Below are 20,713 nucleotides of genomic sequence, written 5' to 3'. Positions count from 1 at the left end.
CCGGGGCGTCCCGGGCCCCGTCGGCCCGTCATCCGCGTACCGCGACGGGATCGCCCGTCGCGGTACGCCGCTGGTGGGTGCGGATCAGGTCGGCGTAGCGGGCGCCGCTGGCCTTGAGCGTGCGCCGCTGGGTGGCGTAGTCGACGTGCACCAGACCGAAGCGCTTGTCGTAGCCGTACGCCCACTCGAAGTTGTCCAGCAGGGACCAGGCGAAGTAGCCGGCCACCGGGGCGCCCCGGCGCACCGCCGCGGCGCACGCGGCCAGGTGTCGTTCCAGGTGGTCGGTGCGTTCCGGGTCGGTGACGGTGCCGTCGGCGGCGACCACGTCCGGCCAGGCCGAGCCGCTCTCGGTGACCAGGATGCGGGGCGGGGCGTACTCCTGGCTCACCTCGGCCAGCAGGCGTTCCAGGCCGGCCGGGTGCACCTCCCAGTCCATCGCGGTGTGCGGCGCGTCGGGCACCGGCACCTGCCGGGCGTACGGTGCCGGGCCGTCGGGGTCGTCGGCGGCCACCTGCCGGAAGTAGTAGTTGACGCCGAGGAAGTCGGTCGGGGTGGCGATGACCGCGAGGTCGTCGCCGCGTACCGGCGGCTCGACGCCGTAGGTGGCGACCATGTCGGCCGGGTAGCCCCGGCCGTGCAGCGGGTCCAGCCACCAGCGGTTGACGTGCCCGTCGAGTCGGCGGGCGGCGGCCAGGTCGGCGGGCCGGTCGCTGGCCGGGTCGATCGGGCTGAGGTTGAGCACCGGCCCGATCGACGCCGGGGCGGCGGCGTGCGCCCGGATCGCCCTGGTGGCCAGACCGTGTCCGAGCAGCACGTGGTGGGCGGTCCGCACAGCGCGGCCCAGGTCCCGGTCGCCGGGAGCCATCCGCCCTTCGAGGTGGCCGATCCAGGCGACGCAGAGCGGCTCGTTGACGGTGCACCAGTCGGTGACCCGGTCACCGAGGCGGGCCGCGACCACGGCGGCGTAGTCGGCGAACGCCTCGGCGGTGTCCCGTTGCGGCCAGCCGCCCCGGTCCTGCATCGCCTGCGGCAGGTCCCAGTGATAGAGCGTGACGTAGGGCCGGATGCCGGCGCCCAGCAGCGCGTCGGTCAGCCGGTCGTAGAAGTCCAGGCCGGCGGCGTTGACCGGGCCGACGCCGTCGGGTCGGACCCGGGGCCAGGCCACCGAGAAGCGGTACGCCTCGACGCCGAGTTCGCGGATCAGCGCCACGTCCTGCGGCCACCGGCGGTAGTGGTCGCAGGCGATCTCGCCGGTGTCGCCGTTGTCGATGGCGCCCGGCCGGGTGCAGAAGGTGTCCCAGATGGAGGGTCCGCGGCCGTCGGCGTGGACGGCGCCCTCGATCTGGTAGGCCGAGGTGGCGACACCCCAGAGGAAGTCGGGCGGCAGCGGGGACAGGTCCGGCACGGGCGGGTTCTCCTCGGTTCTCACGGTGGACGGGCTCACTTGACCGCGCCGGCGGTGAGGCCGGCGACGAAGTAGCGCTGCAACGCCAGGAAGCCGGCGACCACCGGCACGCTGACCACGAGCGAGGCGGCCATCACCTGGTTCCAGTAGACGTTGAACTGGGTGGAGTAGCCCTGCAGGCCGACGGCGAGGGTGCGGCTGCTCTCGTTGGTCAGCACCGAGGCGAACAGCACCTCGCCCCACGCGGTCATGAACGCGTACACGGTCACCGCGACCACACCGGGCACCGCCGCCGGCAGCACCACCTGGAACAGGGTGCGCAGCGGGCCGGCGCCGTCGACCTGGGCGGCCTCGTCGAGCCCGCGCGGGATCGAGTCGAAGTAGCCGACCAGCATCCAGATCGAGAACGGCAGCGAGAAGGTGAGGTACGTGATGATCAGGCCGGTGCGGCTGGCGTAGAGCGCAATGCCGGTGGCGTTGCCCAGGTTGACGTAGATCAGGAACAGCGGCAGCAGGAACAGGATGCCGGGGAACATCTGGGTGGAGAGCACGGTCACCGAGAAGACCTGCCGGCCCCGGAACCGGTAGCGGCTGACCGCGTACGCGGCGAAGACCGCCACGGTCACCGAGAAGATCGCCGCCACGCTGGCCACCAGCAGGCTGTTGAGCAGGTACCGGCCGAGCGGGACGGTCGACCACATGTCCACGAACGCCTGCACGGTCGGGCGTCGGGGCCACCAGGTGAAGGCGGCCTGGACGTCGGACAACGGTTTGAGCGCCGAGCTGACCATCACGTAGAGCGGAACGAGCACGAACCCGGCGAGCAGGGTCAGCACGATCCGACGGGACCAGCGTTCGGCGGCGGTCTCACGCATCGTTCCTCCGTCGGTTGGTCAGCAGCAGGTATCCGGCGGTGACCAGCAGCAGGAACAGCAGCAGCACCACCGACATGGCCGAGCCGGTGCCGAAGTCCCAGGTCTGGAAGGAGCTGCGGTAGATGTGCAGCGAGATCAGGTCGGCCTCGGCCGGTGCCGAGCCGCCGAAGAGCACGTACGGGGTGTTGAAGTCGTTGAACGTCCAGAGGAAGAGCACCAGCAGCAGCACCAGGTTGACCGGGCGCAGCATCGGCAGGGTCACCGAGCGCAGCCGACGCCAGAATCCGGCGCCGTCCATGGCGGCGGCCTCGTACAGCTCGTCGGGGATGTTCTGCAGCCCGGCCATGATGCAGAGGAAGGCGAAGGGCCAGGTACGCCAGATCGACACGATCAGCAGCGCGACGAAGCTGTTGTCGCCGATCAGCCAGAACGGTGGCTCGTCGACCAGCCCCAACTGGTCCACCAGCACGTGGTTGACCAGGCCGGTGTCGCGCTGGAACAGGAAGGTCCAGGTGATCACGGCGGTGTAGACCGGCAGCGCGTACGGGGTGAGGAAGAGCGCACGCAGGATCGCCCGGCCCCGGAAGGGTCGTTGCAGCAGGACCGCGGCGGTGGTGCCGAGCACCCAGGACAGCCCGACGGAGAGCACCGTGTAGACGACGGTGACCCGGAACGAGCGCAGCAGGTCGGCTCCGGCGGCGGAGTCGACGTCCAGCACGACGCGGTAGTTGTCCAGCCCGACGAAGGGCGCGCCGGACCAGTCGCGGATGTGGAACTGGGTGAGTTCCAGCAGGCTCATCCATGCGCCGACGAGCATCGGCACGACGTGGATCGCCAACTCCAGCACGATGGCCGGGGCGAGCAGGAGGTATGGCAGCAGCGACCGGCGGGGCCGGCGGGATCGTGGCCGCGCGGGTGGCCCGGTGTCGGTGGGGGTGCGGGCGGGCGGCGAGGTGGTGACGGCCATCAGGGTCCTTCCGCAGGCTGGCCGTGGGAGGGTCGGCGGGCACCTCCCACGGCCAGCGGTCCGTGGTCAGCGCATCTGCTGCTGGGCCCGGGTCAACTTCTCCCGGACGCTGTCCTCGGTGACCGGCCTGCCACTGGCCGCGTCGGCGAAGAGTTCCTTGATGGCGGTGCCGACCAGGGTCTCGAAGGTGCTCTCCTCGGGCACCTGCGGCAGCGGGGCCGCGCTGGTGGCCAGCGTCTGGGCGAGGACCTTCTGCTCGTCGGCGGCGAACGCCGGGTCGGCGGCGACGGTGTTGACCGCCGGCAGCGAGCCGTACGTCTTGTTCAGCGTCACCTGCTCGGTGTCGCTGGTCATGAACTTGACGAACTCCAGCGCGCCGTCGAGGTTCTCGGTGTGCTTGAACACGGCGATGTTGATGCCGGCGACCATGCTGTTGACCTGCTTGCCGCCGGCCGGCGGGGTGGACAGGAACGGCACCGGGGCCACCCCGTAGTCGTCCGGGGCCATGTTCTGTGACCGCAGGTTGGCTCCGGCGGCCTGCCAGAGCAGCATGGCGGCCTTGCCACCGGCGAAGTCGGAGACGGACTGGTTCTGCGCGTACTCGGCGTTGCTCGGGTTGACGATCTTGTCGACGGCCATCAGGTCGACGTAGCGCTTGACGGCGGCGACGTTCTGCGGGGTGTCGAAGCTGGGCTTGCCGGCCGCGTCGAACCAGTCGCCGCCGTACTGCTGGCCGAAGGTGAAGGCGTGGTGCGCGTTCTCCGACGGGTTGGCGCCCTCCACGGCCAGGCCCCACCTGCCGTCGCCGGTGAGCTTCCTGCCGACCTCGGCCACCTCCTCCCAGGTGGTCGGCGGGGCGGTGATGCCGGCGTCGGCGAATGACTTCTTGTTGTAGTACAACGCGTAGGCGAGGCTGTAGAGCGGGACGGCGGCCGGCGGCTTGTCGGCGGCACCGGCGGCGGCCAACGCGGCGGGGACGAACCGGTCCTTGCCGCCGATCTTGTCGAGCGTGGCGTCGTCGAACTCGACCAGCGCGCCGGTGGCCTGCAACGAGGCCGACCAGGTGTTGCCGATGTTGACCACGTCCGGGCCCTGCCCGGTGGTGGCCGCGGCGAGCAGCCGGTTGAGCAGATCCGACCAGGGGACCACCTCGACGTTGACCGTGATGCCGGTCTGCTGGGTGAACCTGTCCAGCTCGGGCTGGAGGATCGCCTTGTCGGCCTCCAGGCTGGCGCCCTGGTTGCTGGCCCAGTAGGTGAGGGTCTTGCCGGCTTCGCCGGAGGACTCGCCGGAGCCGCAGGCGGTGAGCGACGCGGCGGCCAGCACGGTCGCGGTGAGGATCGCGAGGTGTCGTCTCGACACGGTCTGCCCTTTCGACGGGGGTGGTGGGGACGCCGGTCGGGCCCGCGAGGACGGGGCAGGGTGGGCGGGACCGGGCGGTGGGGTGGAGGCGGAGGAGGCCCCGCCGAGTTACATCACGGCTTAATTAATGTCGTCATTAAAATGGCTCGGCGGGGGGCCGTCAAGCACGGGCCGTACAGTCGCCCCGGGGCGGGCCGATCAAAACGAGGTGACACGTGGAGCTGGCGCGGGCGACGAACCGCAGCGTCCGGGTGCGCAACCGGTCGGCCCTGCTGTCCCGGATCTTCCTGGACGGCCCGCTGACCCGGCAGGATCTGGTGCGCAGCACCGGCCTGAGCCAGCCGGCGGTCAGCAACGTGGTCGGCGACCTGATCGACGAGGGCCTGGTGATGGAGGCCGGCGCCGCCGAGTCCGACGGCGGCCGGCCGAGCATGATGCTGCGGATCGTGCCCCGGTACGCCGTGGTCGTCGGGGTGGACGTGGGCGAGACCCGGGTCCGGGTCGAGCTGTTCGACCTGGCGATGATCCTGCTGGCCAGCGCCGAGTACCCGCTGGAGGACGGCGGCACCGAACCGGCCACGGTGGCCGGGCACGTGCTGACCGGCATCGACCGGGTGCTCGCCGAGGCCGACGCGCGCCACGACGAGGTCCTCGGCGTCGGCATCGGCGTCTCCGGGGTGGTCGAGCAGGGCGACCGGGCCGTGGTGGACGCGCAGACCCTCGGCTGGGATCACGTACCGCTGGAACGCCTGATCGCCGAGGGCACCGACCTGCCGCTGCACATCGACAACGGCGCGAAGACCCTCGGCCAGGCCGAGATGTGGTTCGGTGCCGGCCGGGGCGCCCGGCACGCGGTGTTCGCCCTGGTGGGCTCCGGTGTCGGCGCGTCCGTGGTGACCAACGGCGTCACCTATCGGGGCGCGTCCAGCAGCGCCGGCGAGTGGGGGCACACCACCCTCGTCTACGGCGGCCGCCCCTGCCGCTGCGGCGCCCGGGGCTGCCTGGAGGCGTACGTCGGGGCCGAGGCGATCATCGACCGGTACCGCGAGGCCCGGCGCGGGCGGGCGGTGCCCGGAGTCGACGAGGAGTCGCAGATCGCCGCGCTGATGACGGCGGCCGAGACCTCGCCGACCGCCCGCCGGGTGCTCGACGAGACGGCCGACTACCTGGGTGCCGGGGTGGCCAATCTGATCAACCTGTTCAACCCGGAGCGGGTGGTGCTGGGCGGCTGGGCCGTCATGGCGCTGGCCGAACTGCTGCCCGCCGTCCGGGCCGCCGCCGGCCGCCAGGCGCTGCGCCTGCCGTACGCGCAGGTCTCGATCGAGCTGGGCGAACTCGGCGTGGACGCGGTGGCGCTCGGCGCAGCCACCCTGCCGATCGCCCGACTGCTCGCCACCGGCGGCGTCCGCCGCTGAACAAAGCGAACCTTCGGGATAAATAACGAAGTTATAGATCGATGTCTTGACGCCACCGCGGGGCTCCGGCAACACTCTGCGGCAGACGCTCCAGCGTCCACGGTGCCCTCCCGGCGGCACCACCCTCGGTGCAAGGAAGGGCCCCTGCCAACGCCTGCGGTAGTAGCGGGGTCCCTCCTCACACCCGGCCTCACCAGCAGCCCGTCCCGCACCCCGTCGCGCCCGACGTCCGCTCCCCCACGACCGACAGGCGACGTCATGACCGCACGCGCACCCCACGTACCCCCACCGCACCTCCGCCGACGAGCCACCACCCGGCGCCTGCTCGCCGGGCTCGCGGTGAGCCTGGTCGCCGCCCTCGTCCCGACCGTCGGCGCGGCACCCGCCCAGGCCGCACCCACCCTGCTGTCCCAGGGCCGCCCGGCCACCGCCTCCTCCACCGAGGGTGGTGCCTACCCCGCCTCGGCCGCCGTCGACGGCGACTCCGGCACCCGCTGGTCCAGCGCGTTCAGCGACCCGCAGTGGCTGCGCGTCGACCTCGGCGTCCGGGCCGCCCTCACCCAGGTCACCCTGGCCTGGGAGGCCGCGCACGCCCGTGCCTTCCAGATCCAGGTCTCCGACGACGGCACCACCTGGACCACCGTGCACAGCACCAGCACCGCCACCGGCGGCACCCAGACCGTCGCCGTCAGCGGCGCCGGACGCTACGTGCGGATGTACGGCACCCAGCGGGCCACCGGATACGGCTACTCGCTGTGGGAGTTCCAGGTCTGGGGCGAGACCGGCGGCACCGGCACCCCGGTCGAGCCGACCGATCCGCGCAACCCGAACCTCGGCCCGAACACGTTCGTCTTCGATCCGTCCACCCCCACCGCCACCATCCAGAGCCGACTGAACACCCTCTTCAGCCAGCAGGAGACCAACCAGTTCGGCCCGCAGCGCTACGCGGTGCTGTTCAAGCCCGGCACCTACACCGCCGACGTCAACCTCGGCTTCTTCACCCAGGTCGCCGGTCTCGGCATGTCACCTGACGACGTGAACCTCAACGGGCACGTCCGGGTCGAGGCGCACTGGTTCAACGGCAACGCCACTCAGAACTTCTGGCGAGCCGCCGAGAACCTGTCGGTGACCCTGCCTGCCGGGGTGCAGGTGGAACGCTGGGCGGTGTCGCAGGCCGCGCCGTACCGGCGGATGCACCTGCGCGGCGCGCAGAACCAGATCCAGCTCTGGAACGGCCACGACGGCTGGTCCAGCGGTGGCCTGATGGCCGACACCCGCATCGACGGCCTGGTCGTCTCCGGCTCGCAACAGCAGTGGTACTCGCGCAACAGCGAGTTCGGCAACGGCTGGACCGGCTCGGTGTGGAACATGGTCTTCCAGGGCGTGACCGGCGCACCGGCCCCACACTTCCCCAATCCGTCGCACACCGTCGTCCCGACCACCCCGGTGGTCCGCGAGAAGCCGTTCCTCTACGTCGACGGCACCGGCGAGTACCGCGTCTTCGTGCCCGCCCTGCGCACCAACTCGACCGGCACCACCTGGTACAACAAGACCCCCGCCGGGTCGTCGATCTCGCTGGCCGACTTCTTCGTCGTGCGGCCCGGCACCTCGGCGGCCACCATCAACGCCGCCCTCGCCCAGGGCAAGCACCTGCTGTTCACCCCCGGCGTGCACCGGGTCACCGAACCGATCCAGGTGAACCGGGCCGACACGGTGATCCTCGGCCTCGGCCTGGCCACCATCCAGACCGACAACGGCACCGTCGGCATGCGCGTCGCCGACGTGAACGGCGTCAAGGTCGCCGGCATCATGTTCGAGGCCGGCACCACCACCTCTCCCGTCCTGATGGAGGTCGGCCCGTCCGGCTCGTCGGCCGACCACGCCGCCAACCCCACCTCGCTGCACGACGTCTTCTTCCGCATCGGCGGGCCGGGCGTCGGCCGCGCCACCACCAGCCTGATCGTCAACAGCGACGACGTGATCGGCGACCACATGTGGCTGTGGCGAGCCGACCACGGCGACGGCGTCGGCTGGACCGTCAACACCGCCGACACTGGGCTGGTCGTCAACGGCGACGACGTCACCATGTACGGCCTCTTCGTCGAGCACTACCAGAAGTACCAGACCATCTGGAACGGCAACCGCGGGCGCACGTACTTCTACCAGAACGAACTGCCGTACGACCCGCCGAACCAGGCCGCCTGGATGAACGGCGCGACCCGGGGTTACGCCGCGTACAAGGTGGCCGACTCGGTGACCAGCCATCAGGCGTGGGGGCTGGGCAGCTACGCCTACTTCAACGTCGACCCGTCGGTGGTCGCCGACCGCTCCTTCGAGGTGCCGAACAACCCGAACGTACGCTTCACCAACATGGTGACCGTCTCGCTCGGCGGCGTCGGCACCATCAACCGGATGATCAACAACACCGGGAACACCGTCAACAGCGCCAACCAGGTCGCCTACCTGACCACCTACCCGTAGGCCGACCACCGGGTGCCGGGCCCGCCCGCCCGGCACCCGACCGTCTACCGTCCGGCCGCGACCCGGACCAGCCCGGCCACCGTCCGGGAACGACTGTGCGCGGGCCAGGCGAGCACGGTCGAGACGTACGGGGCGTCGGTCAACGGTATGGCGGTGTGCGCGCTCCACAGCCAGGACCGGGACGAGGCACAGAGGACCGCCATGGTGTGCCCGAGGGCGATCAACTGGGCCAACTGCGACTGGTCGTGGATCTCCGGCCCCGGGCCCGGTTCGTAGCTGCCGTCCTGACCCGGCCACCGGGCCACCGGCAGATCCGGCAGGTCACTGATCTCCGCCATGCTCAGCGAGGTGCGCGCGGCGAGCGGATGCCCGGCCGGCAGGATCGCCACCTGCTGCTCGGTCAGCAGGTCCTCGGTGTCGAAGCCGGCCAGGTCGTCGAAGGGCCGCTGCATCAGCGCCACGTCGGCGCGACCGTCGCGCAGCATCCGCGCCTGGTCCCCGATCCCGCACAACAGCACCTCGACCTCGGCCGCGCCGGGCTCCGCCGCGTACGCCTCCAGGAGTTTCCGCAACAGTTCGTGATTCGTACCCGCCTTGGTCGCCAGCGTCAGTCGGTGCGGGGCGGTCGCCGCCCGGCGGGTGCGGCGGGCGGCGGCCGAGGTGGCGTCCAGGATCGCGCGGGCCTCGTCGAGCAGTACCCGCCCCGCACCGGTGAGCGTGACGCCGCGCCGGTCACGGTCGAACAGCGTCACCCCGAGACGCCGTTCGAGCTGCCGGATCGCCCGCGACAGCGGCGGCTGGGCGATGCCGAGGCGTTCGGCCGCCCGAGTGAAGTGCAGCTCCTCCGCGACGGCTACGAAGTACCGCAGCTCGCGGGTCTCCAGCGTGTCCACCCCTCGACGGTACTGTGCTGATACCGGCGGGGTATCAGCACGTACCGAAGCGGTGTAAGGAGAACGCCGTCCGCCGCGCCACCATCGGCGTCATGAGCGACACGAAGACCGCGCTGATCACCGGCGCGAACAAGGGACTCGGCTACCAGATCGCGGCCGGTCTGGGCGTACGCGGCTACCGCATCGCGGTGGGCGCCCGCGACGAGGCCCGGGGCGAGGCGGCCGTGAAGACGCTGCACGCCGCCGGGGTGGACGCGTTCACCGTGCCCCTGGACGTCACCAGCGACCGCAGCGTCACCGAGGCGGCAGAACTGATCTCCCACCAGGGCGGACGCCTGGACGTCCTGGTCAACAACGCCGGCATCTCCGGACCGACCGGGCCGGGCTGGGCGCAGGACCCCACCACGCTCGACCTGGACGTCGTACGGGCCGTCGTGGACACCAACGTCTACGGCGTGATCCGGGTGACCAACGCGATGCTGCCGCTGCTGCGCCGCTCCCCCGCACCTCGCATCGTCAACGTCTCCAGCAGCGTCGGCTCCCTCGCCTGGCAGACCGACCCCACCATCGAGGTCGGCCCGATCATGGCCGCCTACTCGCCCACGAAGTCGTACCTGAACGCCGTCACCGTGCACTACGCCCGACAACTCGCCGGCACCAGCATCCTGATCAACGCCGCCTGCCCCGGTCTGGTCGCCACCGACTTCACCGGCGGCCTCGGACGCCCCGCCGAGGAGGCCGCCGCCACCCCGATCCGGCTCGCCACCCTGCCCGACGACGGCCCGACCGGCACCTTCTCCAACGACGACGGCACCATCCCCTGGTGACCTCTTGCCGTTCCCTCGACGGCTGTCCGGCCGTCGAGGGGGCGGCCCTTTCCGGTGCCACCGAACATCGCCCCAGCGAACGCGACCTCACCGCCGACGGTCACCTCGGCGAAAACGACCTCACCGCCGAAAGTCTCCTTCGCGGAAACGACCGCACCGCGAAGGCCGCCTCGGCGAACCAGGCGGCGCTGCCCTCACCGGCCCCCAACGCCTCGTCGCCGCTGGCCAACTCCTGCGCAACGGCGATGAGCGCGAGACCCGCGCCGTCGACCAGCGTGTGCGACAGCAGCGCGAAGAAAGGAAGATCATCGTCCCAGTGCTGAGGACGCTGGGCCGAATCGACGGCAACGCCGGCACGACACCCGCGCCTTGTCCGCCGCAGAAGCAGGCATGAGATCCGGCCTGCTCAGGCCCGTGCTGTCGCACCCACCGCAAGATCGCGCTCGATCCAGGATCGAGTGGTCTCGTCGCGCGGCGATAACCCCTCGATCCCGGATCGAGCGTGACCCTCTCCGCGGACCGTGCGCGCACACTGACCTCGTCGGTCATCGCCGTCGCCAAGAGCAAGGTCGTTCGCAACCCGTGCCCGCCCTCGGTGTAGCGCGGCAGAACCTGCCGCACAACATCGACGAGTTCACGAACGGGCAGCGCTGCGAGCTGTTCTGCCAGGCCATGCCGATCTTCGTCCGTGGTCATGAAGCCGACCATACGTACGAGTTCACCGTCTCACGGAAGGAGATCTGATGGCCCCGCCCACCACTCCGGAACCACTTTGGAGAATCGACGACGTATCCGCCTACCTGCGGTTCCCCGTGCAGACGCTTTACCAATGGCGCACACGCAAGTACGGCCCACTCGCCGCCCGCGTCGGCCGACATCTCAGCATCGACCTGGGCGCGGGCGTACCCGCTGATAGCGGTCTCCTTGCCCTGGGCAACTCCGGCCTACGAGCCGAATGATCATGGTTCAACGCCTATCGCAGGTGCCGGAAGTGCAGGTCACGGCACCTGCGGTCGTCACTTGGCGTTGAAGTAGCTGGCCTCCGGGTGGTGGACCACGATGGCGTCGGTGGCCTGCTCGGGCATGAGCTGGAACTCCTCGGACAACTGCACGCCGATCCGCTCCGCGCCGAGCAGCTCCACGATCTTCGCCCGGTCCTCAAGGTCGGGGCAGGCCGGGTAGCCGAACGCGTACCGGCAGCCCCGGTAGTCGGTGCGCAGCAGTCCGGCGAGGTCCGTGGGATCGTCGGCGGCGACGGTACGGCCGTCGGGCAGGGTCAGCTCGGCCCGGACCCGCTTGTGCCAGTACTCGGCCAGCGCCTCGGTGAGCTGCACGGACAGTCCGTGCACCTCCAGGTAGTCGCGGTACTCGTTGCGGGCGAAGAGCTTGGCCGCGTACTCGCTGACCGGCTGGCCGACGGTGACCAGTTGCAGGGCGACCACGTCCAGGTCGTCGCCGCGCGGACGGAAGAAGTCAGCCAGGCAGAGGCGTCGTTCCTGGCGCTGCCGGGGGAAGGTGAACCGGGCCCGCTCGGCGTGGCCGTTCTCGTCCAGCAGCACCAGGTCGTTGCCCTCGGAGTACGCCGGGAAGTAGCCGTAGACCACGGCCGCCTCCAACACCTTGTCGGCAATCAGGCGGTCCAGCCAGTAGCGCAGCCGGGGCCGACCCTCGGTCTCCACCAACTCCTCATAGGACGGACCCTTGCCGCCACGCGCGCCCCGCAGGCCCCACTGCCCCATGAAGGTGGCCCGCTCGTCCAGCAGCGCCGCGTAGTCGGCCAACGGCACGCCCTTGACCACCCGGGTGCCGAAGAACGGTGCGCGCGGCACCGGCACGTCGGCGGCCACGTCGGAGCGCACCGAGGTGTCGCTCAGCTCCGGCAACGACTCGGCGACCACGGCGCGCTGCCGCTCGCGGCGGGCCCGCCGGGCTGCCAGGGCGGCCTCCCGGTCGGCGTCGACCACGGGGGCCCCGCCGCGCTTGGCCGTCATCACCCGGTCCATCAGGGAGAGTCCCTCGAAGGCGTCGCGCGCGTAGTGCACCTGGCCGGGGAACATCGACCGCAGGTCGTCCTCGACGTACGCCCGGGTCAGTGCCGCGCCGCCGAGCAGGACCGGCCAGCGCTCGGCGACCCCGCGCGTGGCCATCTCGGCCAGGTTCTCCTTCATGATGACCGTGCTCTTGACCAGCAGGCCGGACATGCCGATGGCGTCGGCGCGGTGCTGCTCGGCGGCGTCCAGGATGGCGGAGATCGGCTGCTTGATGCCGATGTTCACCACCTCGTAGCCGTTGTTGGACAGAATGATGTCGACCAGGTTCTTGCCGATGTCGTGCACGTCGCCCTTGACGGTGGCGAGCACGATGCGGCCCTTGCCGCCGTCGTCGGCCTTCTCCATGTGCGGTTCCAGGTACGCCACCGCGGTCTTCATCACCTCGGCGGACTGAAGCACGAACGGCAACTGCATCTGGCCGGAGCCGAACAGCTCACCGACGACCTTCATGCCGTCCAGCAGAATGTCGTTGATGATCAGCAGCGGCGCGGTGCCGGCGGCCATCGCGGCGTCCAGGTCGGCCTCCAGGCCGTTGCGCTCGCCGTCGATGATCCGCCGCTTGAGCCGCTCGTTGAGCGGCAGCGCGGCCAACTCCTCGGCCCGGGTGGCGCGCGCCGAGGCGGCGTCGACGCCCTCGAAGACCTCGATGAACCGCTGCACCGGGTCGTAGCCCTCGCGGCGGCGGTCGTAGACCAGGTCCAGGGCGATCTCGCGCTGCTCGTCGGGGATCTTGGCCATCGGCAGGATCTTGCTGGCGTGCACGATGGCCGAGGTCAGCCCGGCCTGCACGCACTCGTGCAGGAAGACCGAGTTGAGCACCTGGCGGGCCGCCGGGTTGAGGCCGAACGAGACGTTCGAGATGCCCAGCGTGAAGTTCACGCCCGGCCAGCGGCGGGCGATCTCCCGGATCGCCTCGATGGTCTCGATGCCGTCGCGGCGGGTCTCCTCCTGGCCGGTGGCGATCGGGAAGGTCAGCGCGTCGATCAGGATGTCGGCGCGGCGCAGCCCCCACCGGCTGGTCAGGTCCTCGATGAGCCGGCCGGCGACGCGTACCTTCCACTCCGCCGTGCGGGCCTGGCCCTCCTCGTCGATGAGCAGCGCGACCACGGCGGCGCCATGCTCGGCGACCACCGGCATGACCCGCGCGTAGCGGGAGTCGGGACCGTCGCCGTCCTCGAAGTTCACCGAGTTGACCACGCACCGGCCGCCGAGCATCTCCAGCCCGGCCTCGATCACCGCCGGCTCGGTCGAGTCCAACATGATCGGCAGGGTGGAGGCGGTGGCGAAACGCCCGGCCAGCTCCCGCATGTCGGTGGTGCCGTCCCGGCCCACGTAGTCGATGCAGAGGTCCAGCAGGTGCGAGCCGTCCCGGGCCTGGCTCCGGGCGATCTCCACACAGGCCTGCCAGTCGGCGGCGAGCATCGCCTCCCGGAACGCCTTGGAACCGTTGGCGTTGGTCCGCTCCCCCACCATCAGCACGCTGGCGTCCTGGGCGAACGGCACGTGGTGGTAGATCGAGGAGACACCGGCGTCGGCCCGCGGTTCGCGGGCCACCGGCCGCACGTCGCGCATCCGCTCGGAGAGCACCCGGATGTGCTCCGGCGTGGTGCCGCAACAGCCACCGACCAGCGCGACGCCGTACTCGACGACGAACCGCTCCAGGGCGTCGGCCATGTCCTCCGGGCCGAGCGGGAAGTACGCGCCGTCGGCGGTGAGCACCGGCAGGCCGGCGTTGGGCATCACCGACACCGGGATGCGGGAGTGCTGGGCCAGGTAGCGCAGGTGCTCGCCCATCTCGGCCGGGCCGGTCGAGCAGTTCAGCCCGATCAGGTCCACCCCGAGCGGCTCGATCGCGGTCAGCGCCGCGCCGATCTCACTGCCCAGCAGCATGGTGCCGGTGGTCTCGACGGCGACGTGACAGATGATCGGCACCTGGACGCCCGCCTCGGCCATCGCCCGCTTCGACCCGGTCACCGCGGCCTTGACCTGGAGCAGGTCCTGGCAGGTCTCGATGATCAGCGCGTCCGCGCCACCGGCGATCAGACCACCGGCGTTCTGCTGGTACGCGTCGCGCAGCGTGGCGTACGCGGCGTGCCCGAGCGTGGGCAGCTTGGTTCCGGGGCCGATCGAGCCGAGCACCCAGCGGGGCCGTTCCGGCGTCGAGTACGCGTCGGCGGCCTCCCGGGCCAGCCGCGCCCCCACCTCGGACAGCTCCCAGATCCGCTCGGGGATGTCGTACTCCGCGAGGTTCGGCAGGTTGGCACCGAAGGTGTTCGTCTCCACACAGTCCGCGCCCGCGGCCAGGTACGCCTCGTGCACCCCGCGCACCACGTCCGGACGGGTGACGTTGAGGATCTCGTTGCACCCCTCCAGACCGTCGAAGTCGTCGAGGGTCAGGTCCGCGGCCTGCAGCATCGTGCCCATCGCCCCGTCGGTGACGAGGATCCGGTCTGTCAGCGCATCGAGCAACGAAGTCCGCACGCTCTCAGGTTAGTGCGACGTACCGGCCTCGCATCCCCACGTGCGACCCGTTCCCACATTGTGTCGCCGGGATCACCCGTCCGCTTTCGCCTACTATGTGCGCTACACCCGGCCCTTCCGGCCGCCACCGGCCGTGGTGGCGGGCCGGGGATCCGGCGCGGCCGACGGGCCGGGTACGGGCGCGGCACGTAGGCTGACTGATGTGAGGGACATCAGCGACACCACCACGCACGGCGGGCGGCCGACCGGGGCCGCCGGCGACGAGCAGGGTGAGGTGACGGCGTGACCGAGTTCGACGGGTTGCCGGTGCTGCGATCCCCGGTGGCCATCGCCGCCTTCGAGGGGTGGAACGACGCCGCCGACGCCTCGACCGCCGCCGTGGAACATCTGGAACAGGTGTGGGAGGCACGGCCGATCACCGAGCTGGACCCGGAGGACTTCTACGACTTCCAGGTCAGCCGGCCCACCATCACGATGGCCGAGGGCGCCACCCGGCGGGTGGAATGGCCGACCACCCGGTTCACCGTGGCCAGCCCGTCCGGCACCGAACGGGACGTGGTGCTGATCCGGGGCATCGAGCCGAGCATGCGCTGGCGCACCTTCTGCGAGCAGGTGCTGGAGATCTGCCACAGCCTGGAGGTCGAGCGGGTGGTCCTGCTCGGCGCGCTGCTGGCCGACGTGCCGTACACCCGGCCGCTGCCGATCAGCGGCAGCGCCTCTGACGCCGACGCCGCCCGCCGCTACCAGCTCACCCCCACCCGTTACGACGGGCCGACCGGCATCGTCGGCGTGCTGCACGACGCCTGCACCCGCGCCGAGGTGGACGCCGTCTCGTTCTGGGTGCACGTGCCGCACTACGCCAACAACCCGCCCTGCCCCAAGGCCACGCTCGCCCTGCTACACCGGGTCGAGGAGGTCCTCGACCTGCCGGTGCCGATGGCCGACCTGGCCGAGGAAGCCGCCGAGTGGGAGCAGCGGGTCCGCAGCGCCGCCGAGCAGGACGCCGAACTCGGCGAGTACGTCCGTGAGCTGGAGGAACGCGTCGGCGACGCGGGCATCACCCCGTTGACCGGGGACGAGATCGCGCAGGAGTTCGAGAAGTACCTGCGCCGCCGGGGCGGATCCGCCGGCCCGACCGCCGGTTCCTGGTAGCCCTTTCCGCTTCTTCGCGACGCCCCGGACACGGTCCACGTGTCCGGGGCGTCGTTCTATCGGTGGCGCCTCGTGTCGGGGTGGCGCGGCACGCACCGCGTGGGGCATCCTAGGAACCTAGCTGATAGGAGGTCGGGAATGCAGATCAACCCGGGTGCCGCAGAGTTCCCGCACCGGCAGATCGCCGCGCAGCTCAAGACGCAGATCCGCCGGGGCGACTGGGGGCCGGGCGAGCGCCTGCCGTCGATCCCGGCGATCGCCGAGATGTTCGGCGTGGCCAAGCAAACCGTGCAACGCGCCGTCGACCAGCTCCGCGTCGAAGGCATCTTGATCACCAAGCCCGGCTCCGGTACGTACGTCCGCGGCACCCGGCGGCGGCTCAACCGGCTCTCCCGAGGCCGCTACGGCGGCTTCCGGGGCTACCACACCGATCTGGCCGCCCGATACCGCCAGCAACTCGTCGCCGTCGGCCGCTCCCCCGCACCGCCCGAGGTCGCCGACGCGTTCGGCGTAGCCGACGGCACCGAACTGCTCTGCCGCCGCCACCTGGTCCGCACCGAGGACTCACCGGTCGAGGTGGGCGCCTCCTGGTTCCTGCCCGCCGACACCGCCGGCACCACACTGGAACGCGCCGAGGCGTTCGGCCGCCCGCTCTACCAGGAGGCCGAGGAGGCCACCGGACGCCGGTACGCGACCGCCACCGACACGATCACCGCGCGCCAGCCCAGCCGCGAGGAGGCCGAGACCCTCCAGATCCGGCCGGACACCCCGGTCCTGCACCTGCTGCACGTGGCGTACGACGCGCACCGAAAGCCGATCGAGGTCGCCCAGGCCACCTGGCCCGGCCCGGTCACCACGCTGACCGAGGAGTACCCGATCCCCGCCCCCACCAGCGCCCCCGACCCCGACCCCGGCCTGGTCCTCGGCTGACTCCGCTCCCCAGTCCGCGCGTCGGGCCACTCGCCGTCGACCGGATACGCCCCGCTGGGACACGCCGCCGGCGGGACACGCCCGTCGATCATGGACTCGTGGCGGGCCCACGCGTCACTGGCAGGCCCAGGCGTCGCCGATCATGGACTTGTGGCGGAGTCGTATCGTCCCATAAACCAGCGAAACGACTGCCACAATTCCATGATCGACGCCCGGCGCAGGCACAGCACACGGGCGGGGCGGGGCGGGCGCAGGGGTGGCGCGGGGTGGGAGGTCAGAGGCGGATGCCGAGGAGGGCGTCCAGGGTGGTGGCGAACAGGGCCGGGGCAGTGGGATCGTCGGCCGCACCGGCGAGGGTGCGGTCGGCCCACTCGTCGGCCAGGCGTACCGCACCCGGGGAGTCGAGGTCGTCGGTGAGGCGGTCGCGTACGCCCGAGAGGAAGGTCTCGCCGGACGGCCCGGCGGGGGCGGCGGCGGCCCGACGCCAGCGGGCTAGCCGGTCCTGGGCGGTGGTCAGCAGATCGTCGGTCCAGGAGCGGTCGGCGCGGTAGTGGCCGGTGAGCAGGGCCAACCGCACGGCCATCGGGTCGACCCGGTCGGCGCGCAGCCGGGAGACGAAGACCAGGTTGCCGCGGGACTTGGACATCTTCTCGCCGTCCAGGCCGATCATGCCGGCGTGCACGTAGTGCTCGGCGAAGGGCAGCGTGCCGGTCAGCCGCTCGGCGTGCGCGGCGGAGCACTCGTGGTGCGGATAGACCAGGTCGTTGCCGCCGCCCTGGACGCCGATGGTGGCGCCGAGCAGGTTCAGCGCGATGACGGTGCACTCGATGTGCCAGCCGGGACGGCCGGGGCCGAGATCGCCGCCGGGCCAGGAGGGTTCGCCCTCGCGGGCGCCGCGCCACAGCAGCGGGTCCAGCGGGTCGCGTTTGCCGACCCGGTCCGGGTCGCCGCCGCGCTCGGGGAAGATCTCCAGCATCTCGTCGCGGGACAGGTTGGACTCGTAGCCGAAGCGCGGTGCGGTGGAGACGTCGAAGTAGACGTCGCCGGTGCCGTCCTCGAGGCGGTACGCGGCGCCGTCCTTGAGCAGCAGCAGCACCTTCTCGGCGATGTCCGGGATCGACTCGACCGCACCCACGTAGTGTGCCGGCGGGATGATCCGCAGCGTCTCCATGTCCTCCCGGAACAGCGCCGTCTCCCGCATCGCCAGGACCTTCCAGTCCTCGCCGTCGCGTTCGGCGCGTTCCAGCAGCGGGTCGTCGATGTCGGTGACGTTCTGCACGTACCGCACCTCGTGGCCCGCGTCGCGCCACATCCGCTGCACCAGATCAAAGGTGATCATGGTGGCGGCGTGCCCCAGGTGGGTGGCGTCGTACGGGGTGATGCCGCAGACGTACATGGAGGTCGGTCCGTCGGTCGGGTGCACACCCTGCCGCGCCGAGTCGTACAACCTCAGCGGCCCACCCCTGCCCGGCAGCCGCGGCACCTCGTGCCCCACCCAAGACTCCATGACCGTCAGCCTAGCCAGCCGACCGTGGGCGTCACGCCGGGCTCTCCAGTGATCAAGCCGACATGGTCACACCGGCGGCCACGGCACGGCCGGCCAGTCGTGGGACGGCTGCGGGAAACGGCACTCCTCGCGGAGCCGGCCGATCCGAGCGGCCAGTTCGGTGATCTCACCGATGGTGAGGTGGTCGGCGAGGTCGTCGCCGAGCGGACCGGCGACCTGGACGGCGAGCCGGTCCAGCGTCTCGACGGCGTCGGGCGGCAACTGACGACCGGCCCAGCCCCAGAGCACCGTCCGTAGCTTGTCCTCGACGTGGAAGCTGACGCCGTGGTCGACGCCGTACAGCCGGTCGTCCGGCCCGACCAGGACGTGGCCGCCCTTGCGGTCGGCGTTGTTGATCACCGCGTCGAGCACCGCGAGTCGCGCCAGTCGCGGGTCGTCGGCGTGGGCCAGCGCGTACGCGGTGCCGTCGTCGTCGCGGGCCGCCGCCACCGGGAACCAGCGGGGCGGTACGGCGTCGGCCGGCACGAACCCGACGAGCGGCTCGGCGTCGTCCGGCTCGTCGATCCACAGTTGGCAGGAGCCCGGGCCGAACGGGCCGTCCCGCAGCACCGTGAGCGGCACCAGGTCCCAGCCACTGGCGGCGGAGACCAGGTAGGCGGCCACCTCCCGACCGGCCAGGGTCCCGTCCGGGAAGTCCCAGAGCGGGCGCTCACCGCGTACCGGCTTGTAGACGCAGCGGGCGGTCGCGCCGTCCAGGGTGAGGATGCCGCGCAGGGTGGTGTTGGAGGCGTCGACCAGCCGACCCTCGATGCTCAGATCACCGTCGCGCAGCAGCCGCAACGCCGCGCCACCGTCCTGCCGGGGTGCCAGGCCGGACGAGGTCACCGGTGGTAGCCGTTGTTCCGGGGGCAGAGGTGACCGGCCGGGTCGAGCGGCTGGCCGCACAGCGGACAGGGAGGACGGCCGGCGTTGACCACGCGCCGCGCCCGCTCGATGAACTCGCGGGTCGCCTCGGGCGTCAGCCGGACCCGGAGCCGGTCGAGGTCCTCGTCCGGCTCGACGTCGTCGGCCTCGTCCTCCTCCGACTCCCCCAGTTCCAGTTCGCTCTCGGCCTCGCCGACGGCGATCGCCTCGATGACCACGGTCGCGGTGTCCGCGTCGAAGGCCAACCCCAGGGTGCCGACCCGGAACTCCTCGTCGACCGGCGTCTCCAGCGGCTCGTTGTCACCCAGCGAGGCGGGCGCCTCGGGCAGGTCGACGCCGAAGCGACGCTGCGCCTCGGTGAGCAGTTCCTCCAACTTCTCGGCGAGCAACGAGACCTGGACCTTCTCCAGCGCGACGCTGACCACCCGGCCGTCGCCGCGGGCCTGGAGGAAGAACGTACGCTCCCCCGGCGGCCCGACGGTCCCGGCGACGAACCGCTCAGGCGGCTCGAAGGCGTGCACCTGGTGCGTCATACCCACGACCCTATCCGGCGGCCCGACACGCCGCGCACCCCACCGACCCGAGTCACCGCACGCCGCCCGCACCACCACCGACGGCGGCGTCCGAGTCCGCCGGCCGGGTGGTCCGGCGACGTCGCTTGCCGACCGGCGGCACCAACCCGGTCAGGTCGCCGCCGACGTCGTTGAGGCGTACCAGGAAGGGACGCAGCGGCGTGTAGCGGATCGCGGTCACCGACGCCGGGTCGACCACGATCCGCTGGAAGAGATCCAGGTGTACGCCGAGCGCGTCGGCGACGATCGCCTTGATCACGTCGCCGTGGCCACAGGCCAGCCAGACCGCCTCCGGGCCGTGCTCGGCGGTGATCCGGGCGTCCCACGCGCGTACCGCCGCGACGGCACGGGCCGCCATCTGCGCCATCGACTCCCCCTCGGGAAAGACCGCCGCGCTCGGGTGTTGCTGCACCACCGCCCAGAGGGGCTCCTTGGCCAGCTTCTTCAACGGCTGGCCCTCCCAGGTGCCGTACCCGCACTCGATGAGCCCGTCCTCGACGACCGGCGCGGCCTGCGGGAGGGCGAGTTCGAGAGTCTGCCGACAGCGGATGAGCGGGCTGGTCACCACGGCGGCCAGCGGCAGGTTCGCCAGTCGCTCGCCGACGGCCCGAGCCTGGGTACGCCCGGTGTCGTCCAGTTCGACCGGTTGCCGACCGGCCAGACCGCCGTCGGCGTTGGCCGTGGTGCGTCCGTGTCGCAGGAGCAGAAGTGTCGCCACCCGCACCACCCTAGGCCCTCACCGCCGCCCGTCCCGGCCCGTCCCGTCGGCAGCGCCGGGTCGCGTCCGCGCGAGTGGTGTAAGAGACGGCCATCGCGGGATCCGGTTTGATGTTATGCGGCGATCGGGGTGGGGTCGGTCTGATCGGTGTGG

17 protein-coding genes are annotated in these 20,713 nt (G+C 71.4%); 7 read left to right on the top strand and 10 right to left on the bottom strand.

From position 1 onward, the window contains the following. Positions 1-28: 28 nt before the first annotated feature. From ACZ31C_RS10680 to ACZ31C_RS10665, 4 genes are all read right to left on the bottom strand, one after another. Complete coding sequence (locus tag ACZ31C_RS10680) at positions 29-1,429, bottom strand: GH1 family beta-glucosidase (protein ID WP_465795045.1); 1,401 nt, start codon at positions 1,427-1,429, stop codon at positions 29-31. Between the two features lie 11 nt (positions 1,430-1,440). Beyond that, positions 1,441-2,280 carry a carbohydrate ABC transporter permease gene (locus tag ACZ31C_RS10675; RefSeq protein WP_465795044.1) on the bottom strand — a complete coding sequence of 280 codons (840 nt, stop codon included), beginning with the start codon at positions 2,278-2,280 and terminating at the stop codon, positions 1,441-1,443. After that, the gene (locus ACZ31C_RS10670) at positions 2,273-3,247 is read right to left on the bottom strand and encodes a carbohydrate ABC transporter permease (RefSeq protein WP_465795043.1); all 975 of its coding nucleotides are present in this window, start codon (positions 3,245-3,247) and stop codon (positions 2,273-2,275) included. Before ACZ31C_RS10670 ends, ACZ31C_RS10675 begins: the two co-directional genes overlap by 8 nt. Before the next feature lie 66 nt (positions 3,248-3,313). Then, positions 3,314-4,609, bottom strand: coding sequence for a sugar ABC transporter substrate-binding protein (locus ACZ31C_RS10665; protein ID WP_465795042.1), 1,296 nt, complete (start codon positions 4,607-4,609; stop codon positions 3,314-3,316). Positions 4,610-4,824: 215 nt separating this feature from the next. On the opposite strand from ACZ31C_RS10665, the gene ACZ31C_RS10660 reads away from it, so the two are divergent. Next, entirely contained in the window at positions 4,825-6,024 is a 1,200-nt protein-coding gene (locus ACZ31C_RS10660) for an ROK family transcriptional regulator (RefSeq protein WP_465795041.1), read from the top strand. Positions 6,025-6,282: 258 nt separating this feature from the next. Beyond that, positions 6,283-8,505 carry a discoidin domain-containing protein gene (locus ACZ31C_RS10655; RefSeq protein ID WP_465795040.1) on the top strand — a complete coding sequence of 741 codons (2,223 nt, stop codon included), beginning with the start codon at positions 6,283-6,285 and terminating at the stop codon, positions 8,503-8,505. A 44-nt stretch (positions 8,506-8,549) separates the two neighbouring features. On the opposite strand, the gene ACZ31C_RS10650 is transcribed toward ACZ31C_RS10655, so the two are convergent. Next, on the bottom strand, positions 8,550-9,389 hold the full coding sequence (locus tag ACZ31C_RS10650) for a LysR family transcriptional regulator (protein ID WP_465795478.1): 840 nt from the start codon (positions 9,387-9,389) through the stop codon (positions 8,550-8,552). Between the two features lie 101 nt (positions 9,390-9,490). Here ACZ31C_RS10650 and ACZ31C_RS10645 point away from each other — a divergent pair, with 101 nt between their 5' ends. The 3 genes from ACZ31C_RS10645 (at position 9,491) to ACZ31C_RS10635 (ending at position 10,969) form a co-directional block, all read left to right on the top strand. Then, the gene (locus tag ACZ31C_RS10645; RefSeq protein ID WP_465795039.1) at positions 9,491-10,225 is read left to right on the top strand and encodes an SDR family oxidoreductase; all 735 of its coding nucleotides are present in this window, start codon (positions 9,491-9,493) and stop codon (positions 10,223-10,225) included. Then, positions 10,222-10,548 (top strand): hypothetical protein, encoded by a 327-nt coding sequence (locus tag ACZ31C_RS10640; RefSeq protein ID WP_465795038.1) that lies wholly within the window; start codon positions 10,222-10,224, stop codon positions 10,546-10,548. The genes ACZ31C_RS10645 and ACZ31C_RS10640 overlap by 4 nt, the downstream gene beginning before the upstream one ends. Positions 10,549-10,807: 259 nt before the next feature. Then, positions 10,808-10,969, top strand: a complete 162-nt coding sequence (locus ACZ31C_RS10635; RefSeq protein ID WP_465795037.1) for a hypothetical protein — start codon at positions 10,808-10,810, stop codon at positions 10,967-10,969. A gap of 272 nt (positions 10,970-11,241) precedes the next feature. On the opposite strand, the gene metH is transcribed toward ACZ31C_RS10635, so the two are convergent. Then, complete coding sequence (gene metH, locus ACZ31C_RS10630; protein WP_465795036.1) at positions 11,242-14,757, bottom strand: methionine synthase; 3,516 nt, start codon at positions 14,755-14,757, stop codon at positions 11,242-11,244. Positions 14,758-15,039: 282 nt separating this feature from the next. Here metH and ACZ31C_RS10625 point away from each other — a divergent pair, with 282 nt between their 5' ends. Together ACZ31C_RS10625 and ACZ31C_RS10620 are read left to right on the top strand one after the other, a co-directional pair. Beyond that, positions 15,040-15,909 (top strand): PAC2 family protein, encoded by an 870-nt coding sequence (locus ACZ31C_RS10625; protein ID WP_117229830.1) that lies wholly within the window; start codon positions 15,040-15,042, stop codon positions 15,907-15,909. A 138-nt stretch (positions 15,910-16,047) separates the two neighbouring features. Further along, complete coding sequence (locus ACZ31C_RS10620; protein ID WP_465795035.1) at positions 16,048-16,839, top strand: GntR family transcriptional regulator; 792 nt, start codon at positions 16,048-16,050, stop codon at positions 16,837-16,839. A 274-nt stretch (positions 16,840-17,113) separates the two neighbouring features. Here ACZ31C_RS10620 and mshC read toward each other — a convergent pair whose 3' ends face one another. The 4 genes from mshC to ACZ31C_RS10600 form a co-directional block, all read right to left on the bottom strand. Further along, positions 17,114-18,346, bottom strand: a complete 1,233-nt coding sequence (gene mshC / locus ACZ31C_RS10615; protein WP_465795034.1) for a cysteine--1-D-myo-inosityl 2-amino-2-deoxy-alpha-D-glucopyranoside ligase — start codon at positions 18,344-18,346, stop codon at positions 17,114-17,116. A 66-nt stretch (positions 18,347-18,412) separates the two neighbouring features. Then, positions 18,413-19,231: an SCO1664 family protein gene (locus ACZ31C_RS10610; RefSeq protein WP_396748257.1), complete on the bottom strand. Its 819-nt coding sequence runs from the start codon at positions 19,229-19,231 to the stop codon at positions 18,413-18,415. Then, positions 19,228-19,803 (bottom strand): DUF3090 domain-containing protein, encoded by a 576-nt coding sequence (locus tag ACZ31C_RS10605; protein WP_396748255.1) that lies wholly within the window; start codon positions 19,801-19,803, stop codon positions 19,228-19,230. The genes ACZ31C_RS10610 and ACZ31C_RS10605 overlap by 4 nt, the downstream gene beginning before the upstream one ends. Positions 19,804-19,855: 52 nt before the next feature. Continuing rightward, positions 19,856-20,569, bottom strand: a complete 714-nt coding sequence (locus tag ACZ31C_RS10600; protein ID WP_396748253.1) for an MSMEG_4193 family putative phosphomutase — start codon at positions 20,567-20,569, stop codon at positions 19,856-19,858. Positions 20,570-20,713 lie beyond the last annotated feature (144 nt).

The organism is Micromonospora sp. NPDC023869 (genome assembly GCF_055559695.1).
The sequence above is the reverse complement of the archived record's forward strand: the minus strand, read 5'-3'. Positions and strand labels throughout refer to the sequence as shown.